This is a genomic window from Algoriphagus terrigena DSM 22685 (genome assembly GCF_000429445.1).
Lineage (GTDB): Bacteria > Bacteroidota > Bacteroidia > Cytophagales > Cyclobacteriaceae > Algoriphagus > Algoriphagus terrigena.
Genome location: NZ_AUBW01000027.1, coordinates 47,621 through 68,468, shown reverse-complemented (window position 1 = coordinate 68,468; position 20,848 = coordinate 47,621). Strand labels below are relative to the sequence as shown.

Genomic DNA, 20,848 nt, shown 5'->3' with positions numbered 1-20,848 from the left:
GGAGGCTTTGATTCGAGGGAGCCGACACTTGATGTAAGTCCTATATTGCATCGTGTCCAAATGCCTCCAAGAACGCTCCGGCGCATAATCATAAACCTTGCAGAACTCTCCGGATCCAGCGTCTTCCAATTGATCCAACACACAAACAACCTGTATGTAGATCTCCTCCTTTGTTAAATCCGAATCTACAGATTCAACTATCCAACCGTCTTCCAGATCAAGCAGCTTTGTGAAAAAATTCTCTGTGAACATCTTTTTGCCTAAAGATACCATTTCCATTAAATTCGTGGTAGAACCATTTTTTTCAGGCGTTTGAGGGGCCAGAAAATTCCAGAATATCTTTTCCTACGATATAACACTTAATAGTTTACTAAAGACTTTATTAACTAAAGCAAACAAAACATGCTTATATATTATAGTCTACAAAATGCTCTATAATGGTTCTACACCTGGCGATGTAGATGAATCTTTCAGAAAAAAAGAATTATAGAATTTCCAAAGCTAAACCTTGTACAAATGTTTGATAGCAGCAATACATCGGAATAATGGCGTTGTGTCAAGTGTTCACATGAGTGGTATGGATATTTGTCTTTATGATAGTAAAACTAGTTTATCGTGTCGTCTTTATAGTTCTATTTGTATTTGATTCACATCTTTCAAACTAATATCTAACGCTTTTGCGAACAATGAAAAAGTGTTAGGATAATCTAGTCTCTCACCTCCAATTTTTATTTGACGTTTAAATATTTCTGTTACTTCCTTTTTATCAAAATTTATACCTATTAATGACCCTAAATAAATTGACAGTAATTTATCAAACTCATTAATTGGTTTTGAAAAATTTTCATTAATTGAAGCTTTTAATTTTGGGATTTTTGAAATTTCACTTTTTGATATTCTTGGTGTGAGTATTTTACACAATGCCCAAGAAGTAACTCGATGTAAATTAAAGTCCATCGACATAACCCATGATTTTGTCAAATGGGCTACAAAAGATACTCGTAAACTTTCGGGAAATATGGTTGCCTCTCCTGCCCAAGCCAAACACCAGCAAACTGAAAAGTGATAATGTAGATCATTTGTTTTAAGTAAATTTAACAAGATAGAGAATATTTCTTCTGATTGTGAAATAGAAGTAATGCTTTTTGTACGAGGTCGGGAAATTCCAAAAGCGAATCCCATCATACCTAAAATAGCAGTACATTTGTCCTCTTTTGATGAACTCTGTAAACCCAATAAGATTTCATTGGGAATTGTATTTTTATTTTCTGGATTTCTTAAATCATTTAGAAAAATATCTGCCAAAGTTGAACCAATTGGAGAAGAATATTTATCGTCATATTTTTCAAAAAAACATTCCTTTACTCTTTCTCTAAATATTGTTCCAAATTTGTTTTTGAGAATAATTTCAGTATTCCCTCGGTCACGGATAGAGTAAGTATTTTTAGCATACCATTCAATCGCTGTACCTAACAACTCCGGATTGATTTGTATTTCATTAGCAAGACAACTTCCCAATAGAGACGGAGCTAATTTATCTTCCGGTTTTCGCTCCTTCTTTTCTTTTAATGCTACCACTTTGGATTCTGAAATCAAAAATTCTATTAAATCCTTAGTATCTCTTTCTAATAAAACCGCTGCCAGTGGAATTACTTCCTTCCAGTTTTCGTTGTTTACATTCGCCTTTATTATATCTACAACTTCACTTTTAATGTCCGTCACTGGAATGTATTTCTTTACAATAGCTTTAGCTGTTAGGTACTCTTGGAAACTTAAGTGTAAAAACTCATAAACAGCAGACAATATTCCAGAATCAAGTCTTTTATGCCCAGCCATGATTAGTAAACTACTTCTCGATTCCACTCTCTTAATAAATTCTGAAGGGTTAATCTTTGTATAACCCAGTATCTCGGGCATTTGCTTTCGTGCATCAATTAAGCAACTGTTTAATTCATCTGCAGTAATTGTTTGTTGCCCGTTTTTTGTCATCCAGTAGGCAACAAAGGCAAGTTGAGGTTCTGCTTCTTCAATATCAAGAATTTCATGACCTTCGACATTCCATGTTACTAAAAGAAGTTTAATCATTTCCTGATACAACACGCTTCTCTTTGTTGGCAGGTAACCCGCCCACCTTTTTACAAAAAGAAGCGTTGTCAAAAGCAATGGATTTTCTGCTAATACTTTTATCCTATTATCTTTTAAGATTAATTGACTTAATTTATTTGCCTCCCTAATTGTGCTTTCGGATTCGTCAATAATTGCTATGTGCCATTTTAAACAAAGTTCCTCTATATCTGTCGAAAGTAAATTTGAAACTGTATAGTTTTCGCAATATGTAGCCAGCGAACCGGCAACTACTCTGAACCCTGCTTCTCTTGATGTCACTATGATATTGATTGTCGGATAAGTTGCTATAAATGTCCTGAGTTGGTTCACAAAGGCAATTCTATTTTTGTCTTCTGCAATTTCATCTAATCCGTCTATGAGTAATAAAGCATTTCCATTTTGTAAGGCATTTGAAACCAAAATGGAAAAATCAATTGCACAGGAAGGTATCTCGGCTCTATTTGGAATACCATTTATAATATCTGTAATACTCAAAGTTACTTTATCTCCAAGTTCCCTGCATCGCAAAAATATAGGAAACCAATCTTTATCTGGAAGGCTATCATTAATTTGCTTTCTCCTTTCTGGAAATGCATAGGCAATAGCAATTCGCTTAATTAGTGTTGATTTTCCCCCTCCTGGTTTTGCAAGTATCGCGAGTCTTGATTTATTATTTAATATCTCTCCTATACTCTCTCTTGTACTTTCGTCAATATCAAATTCATCCTTTTTTCTTCGTTTTTGGCTTGAACTAAGGTGCAGTGGGACAAAAATGTTTTCTAGCTTAACTTTAACTGAACCTGCTTCTTTATCAGTAGGCAATCCCTCAAAATGAATTTCACCTAATTCACTTTCTAGATACTTGTAATATCTATTTACTGTTTCTATTAATTTTTGTTTCGCATTATCTGTCGATTTGTCATTGTTTAGTAAAGTAAGTCCACTAAATATTTTTTTTATGTTAGAATCAATATTGATTATCCCCTCCGCTAAGTCTTTGATAAGAGGTTTTCCTTCAGCATGAACTAAAGCAAAATGAGATGGTTTTTGACCATTAGTTTCTGAATAATAAAAAGCCCAAACCCAACCCTTGTCGTAAGCTAATAAATCTGAATAATCAAGCAAAGTAAGCCCCGAAATCGCAGAGGCTAGAGCTGAAATTGCTTTTTCTTTTGAAACTAAAACTCTCCCACGAATTAATTCTTCTACAATTTTATCTGGCTTTATTAAAATAACTCTTCCGTTATTAAATTCCTTTTCTTGCTCGATTGCTGTTTCTTTAAAACCAGACAAGGAAATGAAATATCCAACAACGCTAAATCCTTTTGCAATCTTTTCTTTTTTTATCTTTCTTTTCTCTGCATCAACAACGCCTACAAATTTATTAATATCTGCTCCTCCAATTGGCTCAGCATGTGCTTTACATTCTGCGATGGCAATCTTGGGTTCCGTCCTATGGTAAGAATTCAAGTCTATTTCTCTACCTGACTTATGTATATTAAGTCTTGGTTCATCATAGCCCAAAGTGTGAAAGAGGTCTGACATCAACCTTCCAAAAAGATCTCCCTTTTTATTTGAGTCTTTTTCTAATACTTCAATGTTTCTAAGTCTCATTCTATAGAATATTTTGATGATTATTAACTAGAATAAGAAACGCTCTCGTCTTATTCTTGATTTTTTTATTAAAAGTGCATACACTTGTTCTCTTCTTGTCAGGCTTTAATTCGAACTCTCTCATTATTCTAACAACTACGTCTTACTGCGGCAAGAAGGTAGACGATTTCTAACCAGAAAACTGTCAAATAAGCTCGAACTTTAAAGAAGCTTGACTTGACCACAGAACTGTCATTTTTTGGTAGAGGTAGTTGATAGTATCCATTTTAGTGGTTCTGTTTGTAATTCCAATCATTCCATTCAGGTCTATATTCTAAGTAAAGTGGGTATTGTTTTCCATCCTTTTCCGTCACAAGGATTTCCATCAAATTATCGTTTTTGCTTGCTATTTCAACATACCGTTCATTGATTAATGTGTCCATTCTTAAATATTCATTGTGCAATGAAAGTGTATTATGGAACATATCAATCCAATCGTCAAAACTTAATGCTTTGATACTTGCGTTTGGATCGTCCTTTATACTGTTGTTTGGATGAATGTGTCTACCAAGGAAAGAATAATTTGAATGAGCAATTGAATTACGGATTTGCGTCTTATAAGTGTCCTTTATGATTCTATACAATGTTTCTGAATGTGGCTCTACTCTATCTCTAATTTTTTTCCTAATGATGTCTTGTCGTGTTCCAGTGCTTGTTCTGTCGCGATTAGATTCAGAAACTTTGAAATACCAATCATAAAATTCACCGTTCAACGCCCTTGCAAACTGATATAGTTTCTTAATAATCATATCAGCTTCCCAAAATTTGAGATAAATAAGCATTTCAAGTTGTATTGATGTTTCTTCAATGTCTACAAGCTCTTCAATTTCTTTGTTTCTTTCTTGTGTCCAATCGTGGAGTTTTAAGTACTCGGGATAAGTCAAATTCGAAATATTTGTCGTTCTATATTTATGAATAAATGAATAATGAGATTGTTCCGAGTGTCCTTCGGCACCTGGACCAATTACGTGAGGATTGAGCTTACTTTCTGGATGACTTTCATTCCATATTAGCATATCTTCTTGGTAAAACCCATTAACGTGGAATAGAAGCAAATCACCTTTATGGGCTTGCTTTTCCCAAGCAATGTCTATAAGTCTGTCAATTTCAGGTCTTATTAGTTTCCTTTTTTCGTCAAGTCTATCTTTGAATATCATCAGTTGTTCTAGTTTTTTGGAGATAATTTCAACATCTGTTGTTACGAGAGTCCACTGTCGCCCGAATTACCTCTATTTCTCGTGTGTTAGAAGGACTTCTGCCTTGTCCTGAGACCAAATTAATAATTTCGTCCAAACTGTTTAGCACACTCTAGACGTTTTATTGGAAATCGGGCTTATGATTTCAAGGAGATTGTTCAAAACTGAAACGGGTAAGGATTTAAACGTCTATAACTCCGGGCTTGTGGGGATGGATGCCGAATCCGGTCAGAGAAACCTTTCGTACGCTTCAGATCAATGATTTAATAGTTGTTCTTTTCAAATTTGCCACAGTTTGTGGCAAATTTGACATTCAAGTCTTTCAACGATTTCTTATGGAGAAGTGAATATTAACTACGAATTTGTGCCATCATCAAATCTGAAAAGGACCTAGTTGCGGATTATGAGAAAAATACCTGGCTCAGAAATGAATTGATAAAAGGCGAGGAAAGTGGCCTATCGACCAAAACAATGGCCGAGGTACTGGAAGAGGCCAGAAAAAGGAAAAATGAACAAGATTTTAAGTAAAAAATGAACAACCAGATCGAAATATATCAGGGAAGTGACGGCCAGACCCAAATCGAGGTAAAGTTTGAGCAGGAAACGGTGTGGTTATCTCAAGAACAAATTGCAGAGCTTTTTGGCAAGGGAAGAAGTACGATCACTGAGCATATCCGAAATGTTTTTAAGGAAGGGGAATTGGAAGAGCCAGTGGTATGTCGGGAATTCCGACATACCACTCCACATGGGGCCATAGCGGGGAAAACTCAGGAAAAAGTAATTAAGCACTACAATCTAGACGTAATCATTTCAGTTGGTTATTGAGTCAAATCAAACCAAATAAGATAAAATTTTAGGAATTAATTTTTTAAATTTAGATTGGCACAGTTAAAATTTACATCATTTATTAATGGAGATATTTGTTGAAGGTTTCTTGGGATCTGCTTTGCTTTTGGGGGTTGTTGTTCTTATTAGAATATTATACAAATGGATCAATGATAGGTGGAAATCAAAGGGCAAGAAAAAATTGATTATTTACATTATTATTACAGTAGGGACAATAATGTGTCTAGTTGTGGCAATTGCCGTAATTAGAGAAGTTGCGCCCGATTGGGATGAAGTACATGGAAACAAAAGTGAACTCAATACAGAAAGTAAAGAAATTGAAGATTACTTTCTGGAGGAAGAAAACATTGAAGAAATTGTCATTCAACCATCGGAAACTTTAAAGATTAAAGGTTTAGAAAGGCTGACCGAAGAAGTAAAGCACTTCCCTAGGGATTCCCAAAGAGAGTTTTGGAAGGTCTACAAAGCTTTCATCGAAAATAAAGAGGATGAGCAAATGCTCAAGCTAATGATAGAAGACAATTCAATTTATTGGTCGCAAAACGGTAATTTTGGTGGAGATTTTGACGAAATTTACAATCTTCATGAACGAACCATTTTATTACCTGGGAAAGAGAGACCTACCGTTATTAGACTAATGTTTCAAATGTATCGGGTAGCTAAGATTGAAAATGCAGATGGAATTTTACATTTTTTGGCTCCCAGTGTTGGCTCCACTGAAGAGGGAAAGGAAATTTTCAATGTCATGGGCACGTTAGTAAAAGCCAAATAAAAAAATATGGATATCCGAGACTTTTCCATTTGCCAAATTTCATACGCTTCACCTAGACTTCGCTCACCAAGTTTCGCTAGGTGTCCGTTTCATTTTTTATGGGAGAGTAGGAATTCAAGGCCATTTTGATCTACTGGCAAGAAGCGTATAATCTTAAAAAGAATAAAACATAACGAAAGAATGTTACTTTCGTTTTTCAAAAAAGCTTCAAATCCAGCAGAATTGTACATTTTTCCAGTTCAAGAACTTAATAAGCCAGTACTTCAAAAATCAGCCTTTGGAAAGTATCGCAAGAAAGTAGACTCCGTTTTATTTTTGACCAAGAGTCGAATATATTAAGATAAGCGAAGCAGGAAATGAACAAACAGATCGAAATATATCAGGGTAGTGATGGCCAGACCTAAATCAAGGTAAAGTTTGATTTGGAAACGGTGTGGCTTTCGCAGGATAAAAGGGCAAACTTTTTCAATCAAACCAAGCAAAACATCAGCTTACTATAAAGAAAGGGAACTGGGTAAAGCGGCAACTGTCAAGAAATCCTTGGTAGTTCAGCAAAAAGGTCAACGAATGGTCACCCTAAATGAAAAAATCTCAATGTGAGATTTCCACCATCGGGAGATAGTAGCGCGTATGTCTAAGTTTTCCAGTCTTTTTTAGGGCCCCAAGGGCTACCATTTCCGCTAGATCTCTGGTGGCAGTAGCGGGAGAAGTTTTACTGATACGAATGTAATTCTCAGCACTCAGTCCACCTTTGAAACCTTCTGGTCCTTCACGAAACAACCGCAGCGCGACTTTGGACTGACGCTCATTCAGCTTAGTCCGGAATTCTTCAAAGTAGCGAGCCTTTTCAACAATAAATAGAATCAATTTCTGCACATTGATTTGGGCTTTCAATACCTCTTCAGAAAAATACACCAACCAATCTGTCACCTCCAAAGAGCCATTGGCACGCTCTAATGCCTGATAATACGCTTTTTTATTTCGCTCTATGGTACTGGAAAGTGAGGTAATCAAGGGGTGTTTGGCTCCCATAGCCAAGGCTTTTTCTGCAATGGCTCGTCCGATTCGACCATTTCCATCTTCAAAAGGGTGAATTAATTCAAAATACAGGTGCGCCAATCCGGCATGAACCAATGTGGGCATTCCTTCGCTGAAAGCTCGATTGAACCAAATAAGATAATTTTCCATCTCTTTTGGCACCCTATGAGAAGGCGGAGCCTCATAGAAAACTTGAGGCGAATCTAACCTCCCCGATACAATCTGCATCGGATCTACATGAACTCGATAACCTCCGACAATTTCCAAATCAATCCTTCCGTTCATCATCATTTGATGCCAGGAGAATAGGCGCTCTTGGTCAAGAGGCTCATGGTAACTCCTGTAGAGATCCACCATCATTCGGGAAACACCCGTTTCTTTGGGACCAGGCCTTCTTCCATCAGTCTGCAATCCCAACTGACCACGGATGGAGGATTGAACAGAATCTCTGTCCAATATCTCCCCTTCAATTTTCGAGGTATCCAACGCTTCGCTGCTCAAAAGACTTACCTTTAGTTCATCCGCATCCTCAGACGACACCGAACTAAGTGAACCTAAAATCAAACCCGTATTACGATGAAATTCGCGTTCTAATTGAACAAATGCCGCCGGGTCAAATGTGAAGTTTGGCCAATCCGCTCTCTCCCAAATCCATTTCATGAGCTATTGAAATTATTTCTATAGCTCAATAATACGAAATAAATGAGTTATAGAATGACCTTCTATCCCTCACAGTAAAAGATTTGGCTAAAATTTATATCTAAAAGCATCTAAAGATCAAGAAAACCTAATTTTTATACGCAAAAGCATATAAACCAACTCTTTTTTCTACATTTATATGCAAATACAATAGAATGAATCAGCTAGCCGAATTTGTTAAAACCAGAAGGAAGCAATTGGGGATGACTCAGGAAGAATTTGCCGACAAAGCCGGGGTCGCACTTACCGTAATCCGGAAAATCGAACAGGGAAAGGAAAATCTTAACCTATCCAAGGTAAATCATGTATTGAGCATGTTTGGTCATGTATTGGCTCCCATTGATGCAAGAGATCCAAATAGGTTTAGTAAAATACCCCTGTGAATTGGCAGTTTTTTGTTGTAGAAAGACCAGAATTAGGCCTAACGCCAAGTATTTGAAAAGACCAAAAAAACCCTGATTTTTAACCGCGAAAAAAAAGTCCAACTCACTTTTGTACCATATTTGTACCGATTTTTTCCATTTATCTTATTTACAACTAATTACACTTTCTGCATCGGAAAATAACACATTAAAATAGTTATATTTTACTGTAAATAAATACAAGTAAAACCCTGTAAATAGCTGTTTTACAGGGTTTTTGCTTTTTAGCTATTTAAGATTATTGGGTACATGTTGAAATCAGTTCTCTGGGAGTCACGTAACAAACTGTGTTCATTTTCAGGCTCATCTCTGTTGGCTAACATGTCAAATCCCAACAGGGCGCACAATTCCGAATCTGGGCCTCCCGGCGATTGAAAGACTATCTCCTCCAAGGATACCACCGAAAAAGGCCGGAGCAGAAGCAACAGGAATTCCAACCCCTAAAGGACGGGATCAGGATCTTGGGCAGGGGGATCGAGCAAAAAGCCAAAGACCAAAATCTGGATTGGCTCAACCATTTTGCCAAAGGCCTGGAACTGCTCGATGACTACGACCACGAGACCCTTGACACCGGGAGACGGGCAAACCTTGCGGCCTAGCCGACTATCAGGAGGTGACTCTATCCATGAGATCAGCTTTTGAATCCGGTGTTTTTGGAAAGGAAAAAGACGGAAGTTTCCAGAGTGCGGTTTCTATTTCTCGGCAAGTTCTTTTATTTTCTGCCCTGCTGTCTGCACCCATTCCAAAGTAGCGTCGTAATAGTCATTTGCCTTGGGAAGCTGTGAAAAATCACCGATCGCTATACTCAGGCTTGTCTTACCATCTTTTTCTGTCAAGGTGTAGTTATACCTTACGTCGTATGCACCTGCCGGCAAGTCAACTTGAGGCAAATACATAGCAAGGCTAAGGAAATTATGACGATCAAACTGTGTGACAGTCAATCTAGAATAGCCTTCCCATTCAATGGTGCTCCCAAGCTCCAAATGCCCGCCCGGATAATTTTCCGGAATGTCGTCCCACTGCTTGATGAGATCTGGATTTGTCAAGACCTCCCATACTTTTTCCTTCGAAGCATTGATCTCAATTCTGTCTTCTACGCTCAATTTTTCAGTCATAGTTCAAGTTATAATTGTTCAAGGTGTCAAGTTCTGCAATACCCGCTAAAGGGTTCTACGTAGCGGCTACATGGGTGACTGCCAAGACCGCACCCATAGGGTCTTCCAGCATTGCATAGAGGTAGTTGCCGCTCTTGTCAAATGATTCTTTGATGACTTTCCCGCCGAGGTTTTTACATTTCTCCACACTCTCTCCTATGTCTTTGACCTGGATGTACACCATCCACTGGGGAGGGATGTCCGAGTTTACTCCTCTTGCGTGGCAAAGTCCCCCCGCCCAATTACCCTCGGCGTCTTTCATGACATAGTCCATGTAGTCCGGGTCGCTCCCCATTCTTAATCCTTCCGGCTCCCATCCAATTACCTGAGCATAGAAATCTCTCAGCTCTGTAGCGTGAGGCACTGTCAAATCAGCTGACACTATACTGCCAATGGGATAGTTTTTCTTTGATTTCTGGGTCATCTTGCTCAAAGTCTGTTACTTAGTTCCACTTTTTAATTTATAGCCATTTCGCCTTTTGATTGATTCGATGAGCTCAGGAGGTGCATTTTTCTGACACTTTCGCTGCCATTAAAAATGGGCCCTCCCTTTCCCAAAAGGACTGGATACATGATGATCCAATACTCATCGATGAGATTGGACTTTGCCAACTCCCGTTAGACTGACTGACTGCCAAACAAGAGAATGTCTTTGCCTTTTTTGTTTTTAAGGTGTAAAAGGTTCATTTCTATATCCTCTGATAGCACCGTAATACCACTCTTTTCGTTTTGACTCAGGGACCTTGACAGCACTATTTTTTCTGCACCGTTGTACCAATTGGAATACCTTACTTCGCTGACAGTGGCATTCGGGTTTCTATAAACATCGGGCCAATAGCTGTCCAAGGACTCAAAGTAGATGCGGCCGGCTAAAACAGCGTCAGCATCCTCTGTTAGGCCGCACACAAAATCCAGATTCTCGGGACTTTGGACGAGGTGGTTAAGTCTGCCGTTTTCGTCCGCCACGAATCCGTCAACTGAGGTATGGATGACTAATACTATTTTTCTCATGGTTTCCACTTAAATCGCCCCCTGCTCTTCAGGGAAAGAGAGAGCCCGGATGTGAGAGGATCAGCCCAAGCCGAAAAAGAATCTTCTCAATTCTTCAGCAAATAGCTCTGGCACCTCGAGTGCCGCAAAGTGACCGCCCTCTTCCATTTTGGTGTAGCTGACGACGTTCACAAATCTCTCAGCCCATTCTTTCGGAAATTGGGCCTCTCTGGGGAACACGGCCACGCCTGCAGGCACATTTGTTTTCTTCAGTGGCTGAGCACCGCCCCAGTGTGCCACAGCGTCTTCCTTGTACATTCTCATGGAGGTGGCGATGGTTTGTGTAAACCAGTAAATCAGTATGTTTGTCAGCATCTCATCTCTTCCGCCGAAAGCTGATTCAAGAGTGTCCGGACTGGCACCGGATGATCCGAAACTTAGAATCCAAGCGGCCAGGCCAACAGGGGACTCATTCAGCCCGTAGGCTAGCGACTGTGGTTTGGTTGCCTGCACCATTGCATAAGCGCCTTCGCTGTACCACCACTGTTGGACAAACTGGGCAAATTGTTTTTCGCCTTCAGACATAGTACCCGGGTCCTCTTGGCCCATCGGGTACCCCAGGTCAGTGAAATGAACTCCAGCCACGACATCCGGATACTTGGATGCGAGCGCCTTTGTGACGCCCATCCCGATGTCGCCACCGGCTGCATAGAACTTTGCGTAGCCGAGGTTTTCTGTCATTAGCTTTGTCCAGAGGTCAGCCACGGCCTCAGTCGTCAATGACTTTCTTTCCGAAAAGCCGAAACCGGGAATGGAGGGAATCACCAGATCGAAATTCTGCTCGCCGGCGGTCAGTAATGGGATGATCTTATGAAAACGATAGTAACTGTCAGGCCAGCCATGTGTAAGGATCAACGGCTTACTGGCTTCTCCGCTACCTTTTATGTATTGAAAATGGATCTTGATTCCATCCACTTCGGCAATATACTGGGGGTAGGAGTTGAGTGACGCTTCCTGTTTTCTCCAATCATAGCTTGTCAACCAATAGTCCACCAGCTCTTTGAGGTACTCTTCGCTCGTACCAAAGTGCCAGTCCGAGCCTTCTGCTTCACCGGGCCACCGAGTGTTTTTCAGGCGGGTATTCAGATCGTCCAGTTCTGATTGGAGAATTGCAACTTCGAATTCGCTTACGTTTTTCATTGTGTTTTATGTTGATAAATAGATGGTTATCAATTTCAAAAGTTAGTCTTAAAGCTCGTTGGGCATTTCCCATTTAGACAGCTCTTTGCGAAGGAATGCAAATACGAAAAAGAAGTATAGAACAAATCCGACATCTTCAGCCGATCAGCAGTGATCCGCTTTCTTTTACAAGTTCATTTTGTGCGAGCAGTGTAAGTGGCGTCATGGCAGAAAACTGCTTAAACTCTCTGTTAAAGTGTGACTGATCCGCATAGCCAAGTTCGTAAGCTAGGTCAGCGAGCGATTTGTAGCACTTCTGCTGGATTCGAAAGAGAGCCTTCTCAAAGCGCAAAACCCTTTTGTAATACGATGGAGTAAATCCAATGGATTGCAAAAACTTCCGTTCAAACTGGCGCTCGCTTATGCTATAAGACTTTAGAAGGTGACCGTAGTGCGTATTGGTGGATAGCTTCGAAAAATTCACCACTCTCCAATCCACTGTTCTTATCACATTCAGTCGCCTGAGCAAGTAGGCCTCCAAGAGCGCTAGGCGCACGTGAGTATGGCGAGCCTCCATGATTTGCTCGATGGTGTAGGGATCACAAAAGTGATGTAAATCCAGTACGGCATCGGCTGTCTCATGGCCATCAATACCGAACAGTGCCTGTATGCTATGGGGAAAGAGAGAGGCCGCAATATGGGAATACGTAGACTCCATGCGGACTAAGACCGGTTTTGTGGCGATGCCTTTCAAACTGGCTGCGTAGACCGCTTCATAGTCAGGACTGTAGAGCGCATTTTTCCCTTCCAGACACTGTATCACGATTCGAGGGTATCGATCAGCCATCACTTGAAGATTCAGCATCGATTCTTCATTCAACTGAACATCCAATGTCCAGTAGTACCTCACATAGTGTTTTAAAGCGGGATGCGGTTGGTGTATCTGGTACGATGCCATATTCTTAGAAAACTAGCCCTTTCCCTCGCTGATTCCTTTATCTCTTACAAAGGAAGCAAACTCAAAAACTCCACGCTGGGCGAAAAGTCGGTAGGACTGGTAAGAACCCCGGTTTTAAAACGGCAGCAGAGCAGGTAGCCATTCTTTATGCCACCCGATATGAGGAAGGAGTGGTGCCGGTTTGTTTCTTGAAGATTTTGGTGAAGGATGATGCATCCTCATAGCCCAAAAAATAGCAAATTTCCTGAATCGAAAGCGGGGTTTGCTTCAATAAGCTCTTGGCCTCGAACGCCACAAACTCATCGATAAATTTCTTGGCACTTTTGCCCAGTTGGCACTGGAGAACCTCGCTCAAGTAGTCAGGGGTGATGTTCAGCGACGATGCATAAAACGCCACCGCTTTATGCTCTCTGTATTGCTCAGCCACCAATTTTCTGAATTGGGCTGCAATACGCTCTTTTGTGGAGTTCGCCTGTGTCTGGTTCTTGTCATCCATTCCAGCATGAATGGAGTTCGCAAACATAATCAAAGAATGAACGATACCCGGTATGACAGATCTGTCTTCCTGCAACTCCTTTAGCGTCCTAATCAGGGCTGTCACTTTTCTAATCTGTTCCTCGGTAAGCGGGATGACATGGCGTCCTCCATGCGAGAAGAAATCCAGGGATTGAAGGAATAAGCTACTACTATATCCATTAAACAACTCCTCTGTGAAGTAGACCGTATCGTGCTCAGCGGAATAGTTGCTGCTCCAAGTGCACACGATTCCCGGGCCGATAGTAGTGAGGCAGCCTGGATGAACCTTGTAATCTACGTTACCAATTTTTACGTCATCGATGCCGCCGGTATATGTGATGCCTATGCCGTAAGTAAATGTCCGGAAGGGGAATTTCACATAGGCATTTTTATAGGTGTTGTTGTCTGCCAAAAAAAACGGAGTGTCCAGACTGTGATTGTTCTGATGCTTCAAGTACTCGTATAGGCTGATTGCTTTCAGATTATTTTTCTTCATCTTACAAAAGTTGATCAGATTTTTCTGCTCGTTTCTTCTGGCGGGCATTGACGGGGCCACGCTCCCGTGCCCTGAAATCTATAGCGCCGACGCATGCCACAGAGGTGCCAATCTCCAAATTTAATTCCCGGTGAGTTCCTCAGCCAGTCCGATCAAAAGCCCCTCGACACCACGGATGTAGCAAAGCCGATAGGCGTTTTCGTACTGGACGACTTCACCTACCAGCTGGGCACCATGCTCGATGAGTTGGGCTACCAGCACGTCGATATTCTCCACTGTGAACATAATACGCAGGTAGCCAAGAGACTGGACAGGCGCTGCCCTGTGGTCTGCCACAGGTGTCGGTGCTAAAAATCTCGAAAGTTCGAGTCGGCTGTGCCCGTCAGGTGTGACCATCATTGCAATCTCCACAGACTGATCTCTCAAACCAGTCACCCGACCGGCCCATTCACCTTCTACCATCATTCTGCCTTCCAGTCTTAGTCCCAACAGGGAGAAAAAAGAAATCGCGTCGTCGAGAGATTCCACGACGATGCCCACGTTGTGCATCCGTGGCAGTTCGTTTCTTGTCATAGTCAACTCAGTTTAAACAGAGCGGGTGGCTCTTTGTACTTATTGGTAGGATTGATTCAGTAGCAGATCTACTGGTTTTTATCATCCAGTATAGTGATCAACGCCCACTTCGGATCGGTATTTTGGATTATGCCGATGATTAGGTTGGATTACTTTTCTTTATCGGATCCCTTCCGACAAACTTGTTTTTGCCCTTCAGAAACCCTATTGCCTTTTCAATATTCTCCCGGATGCTTTTTTCGCTCTTTAGGAACGAGATGTATCTGACGATTTCCTTTTGTAGAGAAGGTGTCAGTGTGTCAAATGCTTCTTTTGCCTCTCTGTCCCCGTTCAAAGCCTGGGTAAGCTTTGGGTGTGGCTCTATGATCCTTTCCACGGGATCAAATTCTACGGTGAGTTCAACAACCTCCCCTATTCTTTTGGGCGAGTTGTCGAGCATACTGGTGTTGATATACAGCCGCCATTGGCCGCTGTATTTTACCAGCGTCTGCAGGTACGGATCTCCGTTGATCGTTCCTCTGACCGGTATCGCACCTTTGTTTTTTTCCGCCTGCCTGAAGATACGCTGCAGTATAACGTCCGGTATGGAGACGAATGGGTTTATTCCGATAATATCAATTTCCGCCGAAAAGGTATCTGTCTTGATCTGATCCATTTTATGTTCTCTTGCGATCCTTTAAAGGAACGGAGCTTAAGTTCAAAACTTATTCTTTGTGCTCAGGTTCAGGTGTCTGGCAGACCTTCGACACTCAGAATGCAAAATAAATTAAGCTGGTTTTCTTCATTCATGGATTTCTATGCCGCTCCGCCAAGTTAAAAATTCAGCGCAGATTGCCAGTAGTATGCCCTGGATTCAATGAGGAGCCGGTCGTTCTAAATTTTTTCAGCAATTTTGAAAAAAAGATAAGTCATTGTGAACTTATTCCATTTAACACTGTTAGACCGTTTAACTCATATAAAAAAATGGGAAGCAAAGACCGAATATTGAGACTGAAAGAGGAGACTAGAAGCAATATCCTCACCGCTGCCTTTGAAATCGTCAAAGAAGAAGGCTGGAAAGGGCTCAGTATGCGGAAGATTGCCGACCGGATCGAGTACACCGCGCCTATTATCTATGAGTACTTCGACAATAAGGACGCCATCTTGAATGAATTGACCAAGATGGGATTCGAAGCTTTGGATAAGGTGTTGGAAAAAGAACAAGCTAAGCATGCAGAACCGGAGAAGCAGCTCTATGACATGTGGCTGGCCTATTGGGACTTCGCCCTCAACAACCGGGAGATCTATCAGGTCATGTTTGGGGTTGAGATGACATGCTGTATCGCAATGGTCGGTGAAGCGCAGTTGCCTTCCAAGCGTTTTTGCCCGGTAATTGACCAATTGATGTCAGGATATGAGCATACGATGGAAGATTGTAAACAGAAGTACTTCACGTTTTTCTCAGTCATTCACGGACTCGTATCCATCAATATTGTAGGCGACGGACTTTCCACTAAAATGAACAACCAGATTCTCAACGATGCTATCGGAGGCATAATCAAAGCAATTCAACAGGGATAATTTTTTTTCCCTTTTTTACTATCAATATAAAATAATCTAACACTGTAAAATACCGGCTCTTTTCGACACCCGATTTTACATTGTTAGCCCATATCCTCTCTCCATTCCTAAAACCAACTGATCCTATGAAAACCAGGACACAAAAACAGAACACCCCTTGCCATCTACTTAACGATGTTAGATTTTCTATTCTAGTTAAACCGGTACTGTATCATGCTTAATCCCACACCCCACAAAACCAACTCAACTTTTCACCACAAAAACAGACACAACTCCATGAAAAGCCTTATCTATATCGTCGCAGGACTAATTTTCCTTGAAGGCTGCAGCCCTGCCCATTCAACTAATCCGACTCCGGCAGCTCCTTCCCTGCCAGTCATCGAAATCAAACAGTCCACCGCCTTCACCACGGTAGAATACCCTGCCACCATAGAGGGCACCGCAGACTTGGAGATCCGTCCGCAGGTCAGCGGCTATCTGGACAGGATCTTTGTGGATGAGGGCTCATATGTTTCAAAGGGCCAGCCTTTGTTTAAGATAGATGAAAACCCCTTCCGTGAGGCGCTGAACCAAGCTCAAGCCAATCTCAGTGGTGCCGAGGCAGCTTTGGTCCAGGCGGAACTGGAAGTAGAGAAATACACGCCTCTAGTTGCAAACAAGGTCGTCTCTGAGTTCCAGCTCAAGACAGCTGTGGCTGCCAAACAGATGGCCGCAGCCAATCTGGAACAGGCAAAGGCCTTGTTGGGGACAGCCAAGATTAACCTCGGATACACGCTGGTGCAGGCCTCTGTCAGTGGCTATGTAGGCAGGCTTTCCAAAAAACAGGGCACGCTGGTCTCCCCTACCGATCCGCTTCCCCTGACGACACTCTCCGACGTACATGAAGTCCATGTTTATTTCGCCCTGGGTGAGACCGCGTTTATCAATTTCAAAAACCAATTTGAAGGTGAAACGCTGGATGAAAAAATCAAAAACCTCCCCGCGGTCTCCATGCTACTGGCAGACCACAACCCCTATCCTGAGACGGGAAAAGTGGATATGGTGGATGGCCAGTTCAACAGAAATACCGGTACGATTACCTTCCGGGCCACATTTCCCAACTCCAAGGGGCTGCTGAGATCAGGAAATACCGGACGGGTGCAGCTGAATCTGCCCCATGAAGATGCCATCCTGGTTCCGCATGAAGCGACTGTCGAGATTCAGGATAAAGTCTTCGTCTTCACCGTGGGCAAAGACAACCAGGTGACCAAGCAGCCCATCTCGATTATAGGAAGAAGCGGACAGGAGTATCTGGTGAGTCAGGGCGTCAAACCCGGCGACCGAATTGTATACAAAGGCTTTGAAACCCTGCAAGAAGGTTCGGTCATCGATCCGCAACCCACTGAGAATTATTTGACTAAGAAGTAAACCACCTCCCAGAACATGTTTCAAAAATTTATAGACAGGCCGGTACTGGCGTCTGTTATCTCAATCCTATTGGTCATACTGGGCGTGCTCGGTATGTACACGCTGCCGCTGCAACAGTTTCCGGACATCGCTCCCCCTGCCGTACAGGTAGTGGCGCTCTATCCGGGGGCCAATGCAGAAACACTCCTCCGGTCCGTCGCTCCGTCTCTGGAAGAATCCATCAATGGCGTGGAAAACATGAGCCATATGAGTTCTACGGCCAGCAATGACGGTTCCCTGATCATCACGGTGTACTTCAGACTGGGCACAGATCCAGACCAGGCCGCCGTCAATGTACAAAACCGCGTGGCACAGGCTACCAGCCAGCTCCCGGTGGAAGTGGTCCAGGCAGGGATCACCACGGCCAAGCAGCAAAACAGCCTGTTGATGGTGGTGTCCCTGTATTCTGAAGACCCTGAAACCTACGATCAGACGTTTCTCGCAAACTATTCCCAGATCAACATCATCCCGGAAATCAAGCGTATCCCCGGAGTGGGTCAATCGATGATCTTCGGCGGCAACAAAGATTACTCCATGAGAGTATGGATGGACCCTGCACAGATGGCCACCTACAACCTTACTCCCAGAGAGGTCGTTGCCGCCATCCAGGACAAAAGTCTGGAAGCTGCTCCGGGCAAACTCGGACAGAGCAGCCAGGAATCCTTTGAGTATGTGGTCAAGTATCAGGGAAAACTCAACCAGCCGGAGCAATATGAAAACATCGTGGTCCGGGCAAATGAGGACGGGACACTGCTGAGGCTAAAGGATGTGGCAAGAATTGAGCTGGGCTCCTATGCCTATGACAATTTCACCAGCGTGGATAGTAAGCCCGGTGTAAACATCGCATCATTTCAGATAGCTGGATCCAATGCGAGCGAGATTCAGATTGCGATCGCTGAATTCATGAAGAAAGCGGAAAAGGACTTCCCCGAGGGGGTGGAATATCTCATCCTGTACAATACCAAGGATTCCCTGGACCAGTCAGTAGACCAGGTGGTCACCACCCTGATCGAGGCGTTTATCCTCGTGTTCATCGTGGTCTTCCTGTTTCTTCAGGATTTCAGATCCACGCTGATCCCGGCCATTGCGGTGCCGGTGGCGATCCTGGGCACATTTTTCTTCATGATGCTGTTCGGGTTTTCGATCAATCTCCTGACCCTGTTCGCCCTGGTACTGGCGATAGGCATCGTAGTCGATGATGCAATCGTGGTCGTGGAAGCGGTTCACTCCAAGATGGAGCATGACCGGCTTCCCCCAAAGGCTGCCACCACATCGGCGATGAGGGAAATCACCGGAGCCATTATTTCGATCACGCTGGTCATGGCCTCCGTGTTCTTACCCGTAGGCTTTATGGAAGGATCCACGGGTGTGTTTTACAGACAGTTCGCCTTCACGTTGGCTATTGCGATCCTGATCTCTGCATTGAATGCACTGACTCTGAGTCCTGCCCTGGCCGCATTGTTTTTGAAAGACAAGCATGCTGATCCAAAGACCGGATCCAAAAACCTATCCTTCAGGGAGAAGTTTTTTGTGGGATTCAATACCGGCTTTGACAAGCTTACGGCCAACTACACCGGAAGCATCCGGTTTATGATGCAGAAAAAATGGTGGAGTCTTGCCGGACTGGCTTTGGTTACGTTGGCTACCGTGGTGCTGGTACAACGGACACCATCGGGATTTATTCCTTCGGAGGATCAGGGCTTCATCGCGGTGTCGCTTTCGCTCCCGGCCGGAGCTTCGCTGGATCGTACCCAGGCCGTGATGCGGGAGGCCGAGGAAATCCTCGGTGACATGGAATTCCAGCGTACGCTCAACATGATGTCCGGATTTAATATCCTTACCCAGTCCGCCAGTCCATCTGCCGGCGTGTCCTTCATCCTGCTCAAGCCGGCCAAGCAGCGGGGCAGCGTCAGTGATATCAACGAGATCATGAAACTGGTCAGCGAGAAGCTGTCGGTAATCAAAGGAGCGAACTTCTTTGTCTTCACCTTCCCTACCGTGCCGGGATTCAGCAACGTGGACGGACTGGAAATCGTGCTCCAGGACAAGACCGGTGGTTCCCTGCAAAAGTTTAGCGAAGTGGGCGGTACCTTTATCTCCGAGTTGATGAAGCGGGAGGAAATAGCCATAGCCTTCACTTCCTTCAGGTCCGACTATCCCCAATACGACCTGGTCGTAGACGAGATCAAGGCAGCCCAACTTCAAGTCAATGTGAAAGATGTGCTGCAGACCATCCAAGCTTACTTCGGCAGTACTCAGGCTTCTGATTTCAACCGGTTTGGCAAATACTATCGGGTGATGGTGCAAGCTGAACAATCGGCCAGGACCGATCTATCCTCCCTGGATGGCATCTATGTGAAAAACATCCGGGGTGAGGCGGTGCCCGTCAACACGCTGGCCAGCCTACACCGGGTATATGGTCCGGAAACCGTATCCAGATACAACCTCTTTAACTCCATCGGAGTCAATGCGATGGCGGCTCCCGGTTATAGTTCCGGAGATGCACTGGAGGCCGTCAGAGAGGTCGCTGCCATTCACCTGCCGAATGGGTACGGGTTTGAGTTTACCGGGATGACCAAGGAGGAAGTGGGGTCCGGAGGGCAATCGGTCATCATCTTCCTGCTCTCCCTGTTATTCATTTATTTCCTCCTTTCGGCACAGTATGAGAGCTATATACTGCCTTTCGCGGTGATACTTTCGATTCCTACAGGGATTTTGGGAGTATTTATGGCAATCGGGCTTGCCGGAATAGAGAACAATATCTACGTGCAGGTAGCCCTGGTGATGCTGATCGGCCTTTTGGCCAAGAATGCGATCCTCATCGTGGAGTTTGCCTCCCAACGAAGAAAGGCCGGCAATTCGCTGATGGCTTCTGCAATTGAAGCATCAAGGCTGCGACTAAGACCGATCATCATGACTTCCCTGGCATTCACGGTGGGACTGATCCCGATGATGTTTGCCAAAGGACCGTCTGCGATGGGCAACCACTCGATCAGCATCGGTGCTGCAGGGGGCATGCTCTCCGGTGTCATCCTGGGCGTGTTCATCATCCCGGTGTTGTTCATCGTGTTTCAGCGCCTGCACGAAAAAATCTCCAAAAGCAGTCCAACGGTGCAAGTCCGCGAAGAGGAGCTGGCTGTTCACTAACCAATCCTAACGATTAATCCCGTCAAGATGTGTTCCGGTACTCCTCAAAAAGGAGGCTGAGCCGTCATGGCTATCTCACTGAAAAAATCCAAGCAGA

At 43.3% G+C, this 20,848-nt stretch carries 17 protein-coding genes and 2 pseudogenes; 7 read left to right on the top strand and 12 right to left on the bottom strand.

What is annotated here, in order from left to right; genetic code table 11:
- The 3 genes and pseudogenes from G459_RS0121135 to G459_RS0121125 all read right to left on the bottom strand — a co-directional run.
- Window positions 1-279 (bottom strand): annotated as a pseudogene (locus G459_RS0121135) (transposase family protein); the annotation flags it as partial.
- A gap of 345 nt (window positions 280-624) precedes the next feature.
- Window positions 625-3,720: an NACHT domain-containing protein gene (locus tag G459_RS29190; protein WP_051315354.1), complete on the bottom strand. Its 3,096-nt coding sequence runs from the start codon at window positions 3,718-3,720 to the stop codon at window positions 625-627.
- Window positions 3,721-3,986: 266 nt separating this feature from the next.
- Complete coding sequence (locus G459_RS0121125; protein ID WP_026969408.1) at window positions 3,987-4,916, bottom strand: hypothetical protein; 930 nt, start codon at window positions 4,914-4,916, stop codon at window positions 3,987-3,989.
- Between the two features lie 570 nt (window positions 4,917-5,486).
- Between G459_RS0121125 and G459_RS0121115 the strand changes: the two genes are divergently transcribed.
- Both G459_RS0121115 and G459_RS0121110 read left to right on the top strand, forming a co-directional pair.
- Window positions 5,487-5,780: a virulence RhuM family protein gene (locus G459_RS0121115; protein ID WP_026969407.1), complete on the top strand. Its 294-nt coding sequence runs from the start codon at window positions 5,487-5,489 to the stop codon at window positions 5,778-5,780.
- Window positions 5,781-5,865: 85 nt separating this feature from the next.
- A complete protein-coding gene (locus G459_RS0121110) occupies window positions 5,866-6,573 on the top strand; it encodes a hypothetical protein (RefSeq protein ID WP_026969406.1) in 708 nt (235 codons plus the stop codon).
- Between the two features lie 591 nt (window positions 6,574-7,164).
- Here G459_RS0121110 and G459_RS0121100 read toward each other — a convergent pair.
- Entirely contained in the window at window positions 7,165-8,271 is a 1,107-nt protein-coding gene (locus G459_RS0121100; RefSeq protein ID WP_026969405.1) for a Fic family protein, read from the bottom strand.
- Window positions 8,272-8,465: 194 nt separating this feature from the next.
- Here G459_RS0121100 and G459_RS0121095 point away from each other — a divergent pair, with 194 nt between their 5' ends.
- Window positions 8,466-8,693 carry a helix-turn-helix transcriptional regulator gene (locus G459_RS0121095; protein ID WP_026969404.1) on the top strand — a complete coding sequence of 76 codons (228 nt, stop codon included), beginning with the start codon at window positions 8,466-8,468 and terminating at the stop codon, window positions 8,691-8,693.
- A 410-nt stretch (window positions 8,694-9,103) separates the two neighbouring features.
- Entirely contained in the window at window positions 9,104-9,331 is a 228-nt protein-coding gene (locus G459_RS29960) for a hypothetical protein (RefSeq protein WP_026969403.1), read from the top strand.
- A gap of 93 nt (window positions 9,332-9,424) precedes the next feature.
- Here the strand turns inward: G459_RS29960 and G459_RS0121085 are convergent, their stop codons facing one another.
- From G459_RS0121085 to G459_RS0121050, 8 genes and pseudogenes are all read right to left on the bottom strand, one after another.
- Entirely contained in the window at window positions 9,425-9,847 is a 423-nt protein-coding gene (locus tag G459_RS0121085; RefSeq protein WP_026969402.1) for an SRPBCC family protein, read from the bottom strand.
- A gap of 55 nt (window positions 9,848-9,902) precedes the next feature.
- The gene (locus G459_RS0121080) at window positions 9,903-10,310 is read right to left on the bottom strand and encodes a VOC family protein (protein ID WP_035456568.1); all 408 of its coding nucleotides are present in this window, start codon (window positions 10,308-10,310) and stop codon (window positions 9,903-9,905) included.
- Between the two features lie 32 nt (window positions 10,311-10,342).
- Window positions 10,343-10,897: pseudogene (locus G459_RS28165) on the bottom strand (dihydrofolate reductase family protein).
- Between the two features lie 60 nt (window positions 10,898-10,957).
- Complete coding sequence (locus G459_RS0121070; protein WP_026969400.1) at window positions 10,958-12,076, bottom strand: epoxide hydrolase family protein; 1,119 nt, start codon at window positions 12,074-12,076, stop codon at window positions 10,958-10,960.
- 136 nt (window positions 12,077-12,212) lie between these two features.
- Window positions 12,213-13,013, bottom strand: a complete 801-nt coding sequence (locus G459_RS0121065) for a helix-turn-helix domain-containing protein (protein WP_026969399.1) — start codon at window positions 13,011-13,013, stop codon at window positions 12,213-12,215.
- A 145-nt stretch (window positions 13,014-13,158) separates the two neighbouring features.
- Entirely contained in the window at window positions 13,159-14,025 is an 867-nt protein-coding gene (locus tag G459_RS29180) for a helix-turn-helix domain-containing protein (RefSeq protein ID WP_169725054.1), read from the bottom strand.
- 120 nt (window positions 14,026-14,145) lie between these two features.
- Window positions 14,146-14,598, bottom strand: coding sequence for a VOC family protein (locus tag G459_RS0121055; protein WP_026969397.1), 453 nt, complete (start codon window positions 14,596-14,598; stop codon window positions 14,146-14,148).
- Between the two features lie 139 nt (window positions 14,599-14,737).
- A complete protein-coding gene (locus G459_RS0121050) occupies window positions 14,738-15,253 on the bottom strand; it encodes a YdeI/OmpD-associated family protein (RefSeq protein ID WP_026969396.1) in 516 nt (171 codons plus the stop codon).
- 308 nt (window positions 15,254-15,561) lie between these two features.
- Here G459_RS0121050 and G459_RS0121045 point away from each other — a divergent pair, with 308 nt between their 5' ends.
- The 3 genes from G459_RS0121045 (at window position 15,562) to G459_RS28155 (ending at window position 20,751) form a co-directional block, all read left to right on the top strand.
- Window positions 15,562-16,158 (top strand): TetR/AcrR family transcriptional regulator, encoded by a 597-nt coding sequence (locus G459_RS0121045; protein ID WP_026969395.1) that lies wholly within the window; start codon window positions 15,562-15,564, stop codon window positions 16,156-16,158.
- A gap of 213 nt (window positions 16,159-16,371) precedes the next feature.
- Window positions 16,372-17,565, top strand: coding sequence for an efflux RND transporter periplasmic adaptor subunit (locus G459_RS0121040; RefSeq protein ID WP_245588222.1), 1,194 nt, complete (start codon window positions 16,372-16,374; stop codon window positions 17,563-17,565).
- 15 nt (window positions 17,566-17,580) lie between these two features.
- Window positions 17,581-20,751 (top strand): efflux RND transporter permease subunit, encoded by a 3,171-nt coding sequence (locus tag G459_RS28155; RefSeq protein WP_035456566.1) that lies wholly within the window; start codon window positions 17,581-17,583, stop codon window positions 20,749-20,751.
- Window positions 20,752-20,848 lie beyond the last annotated feature (97 nt).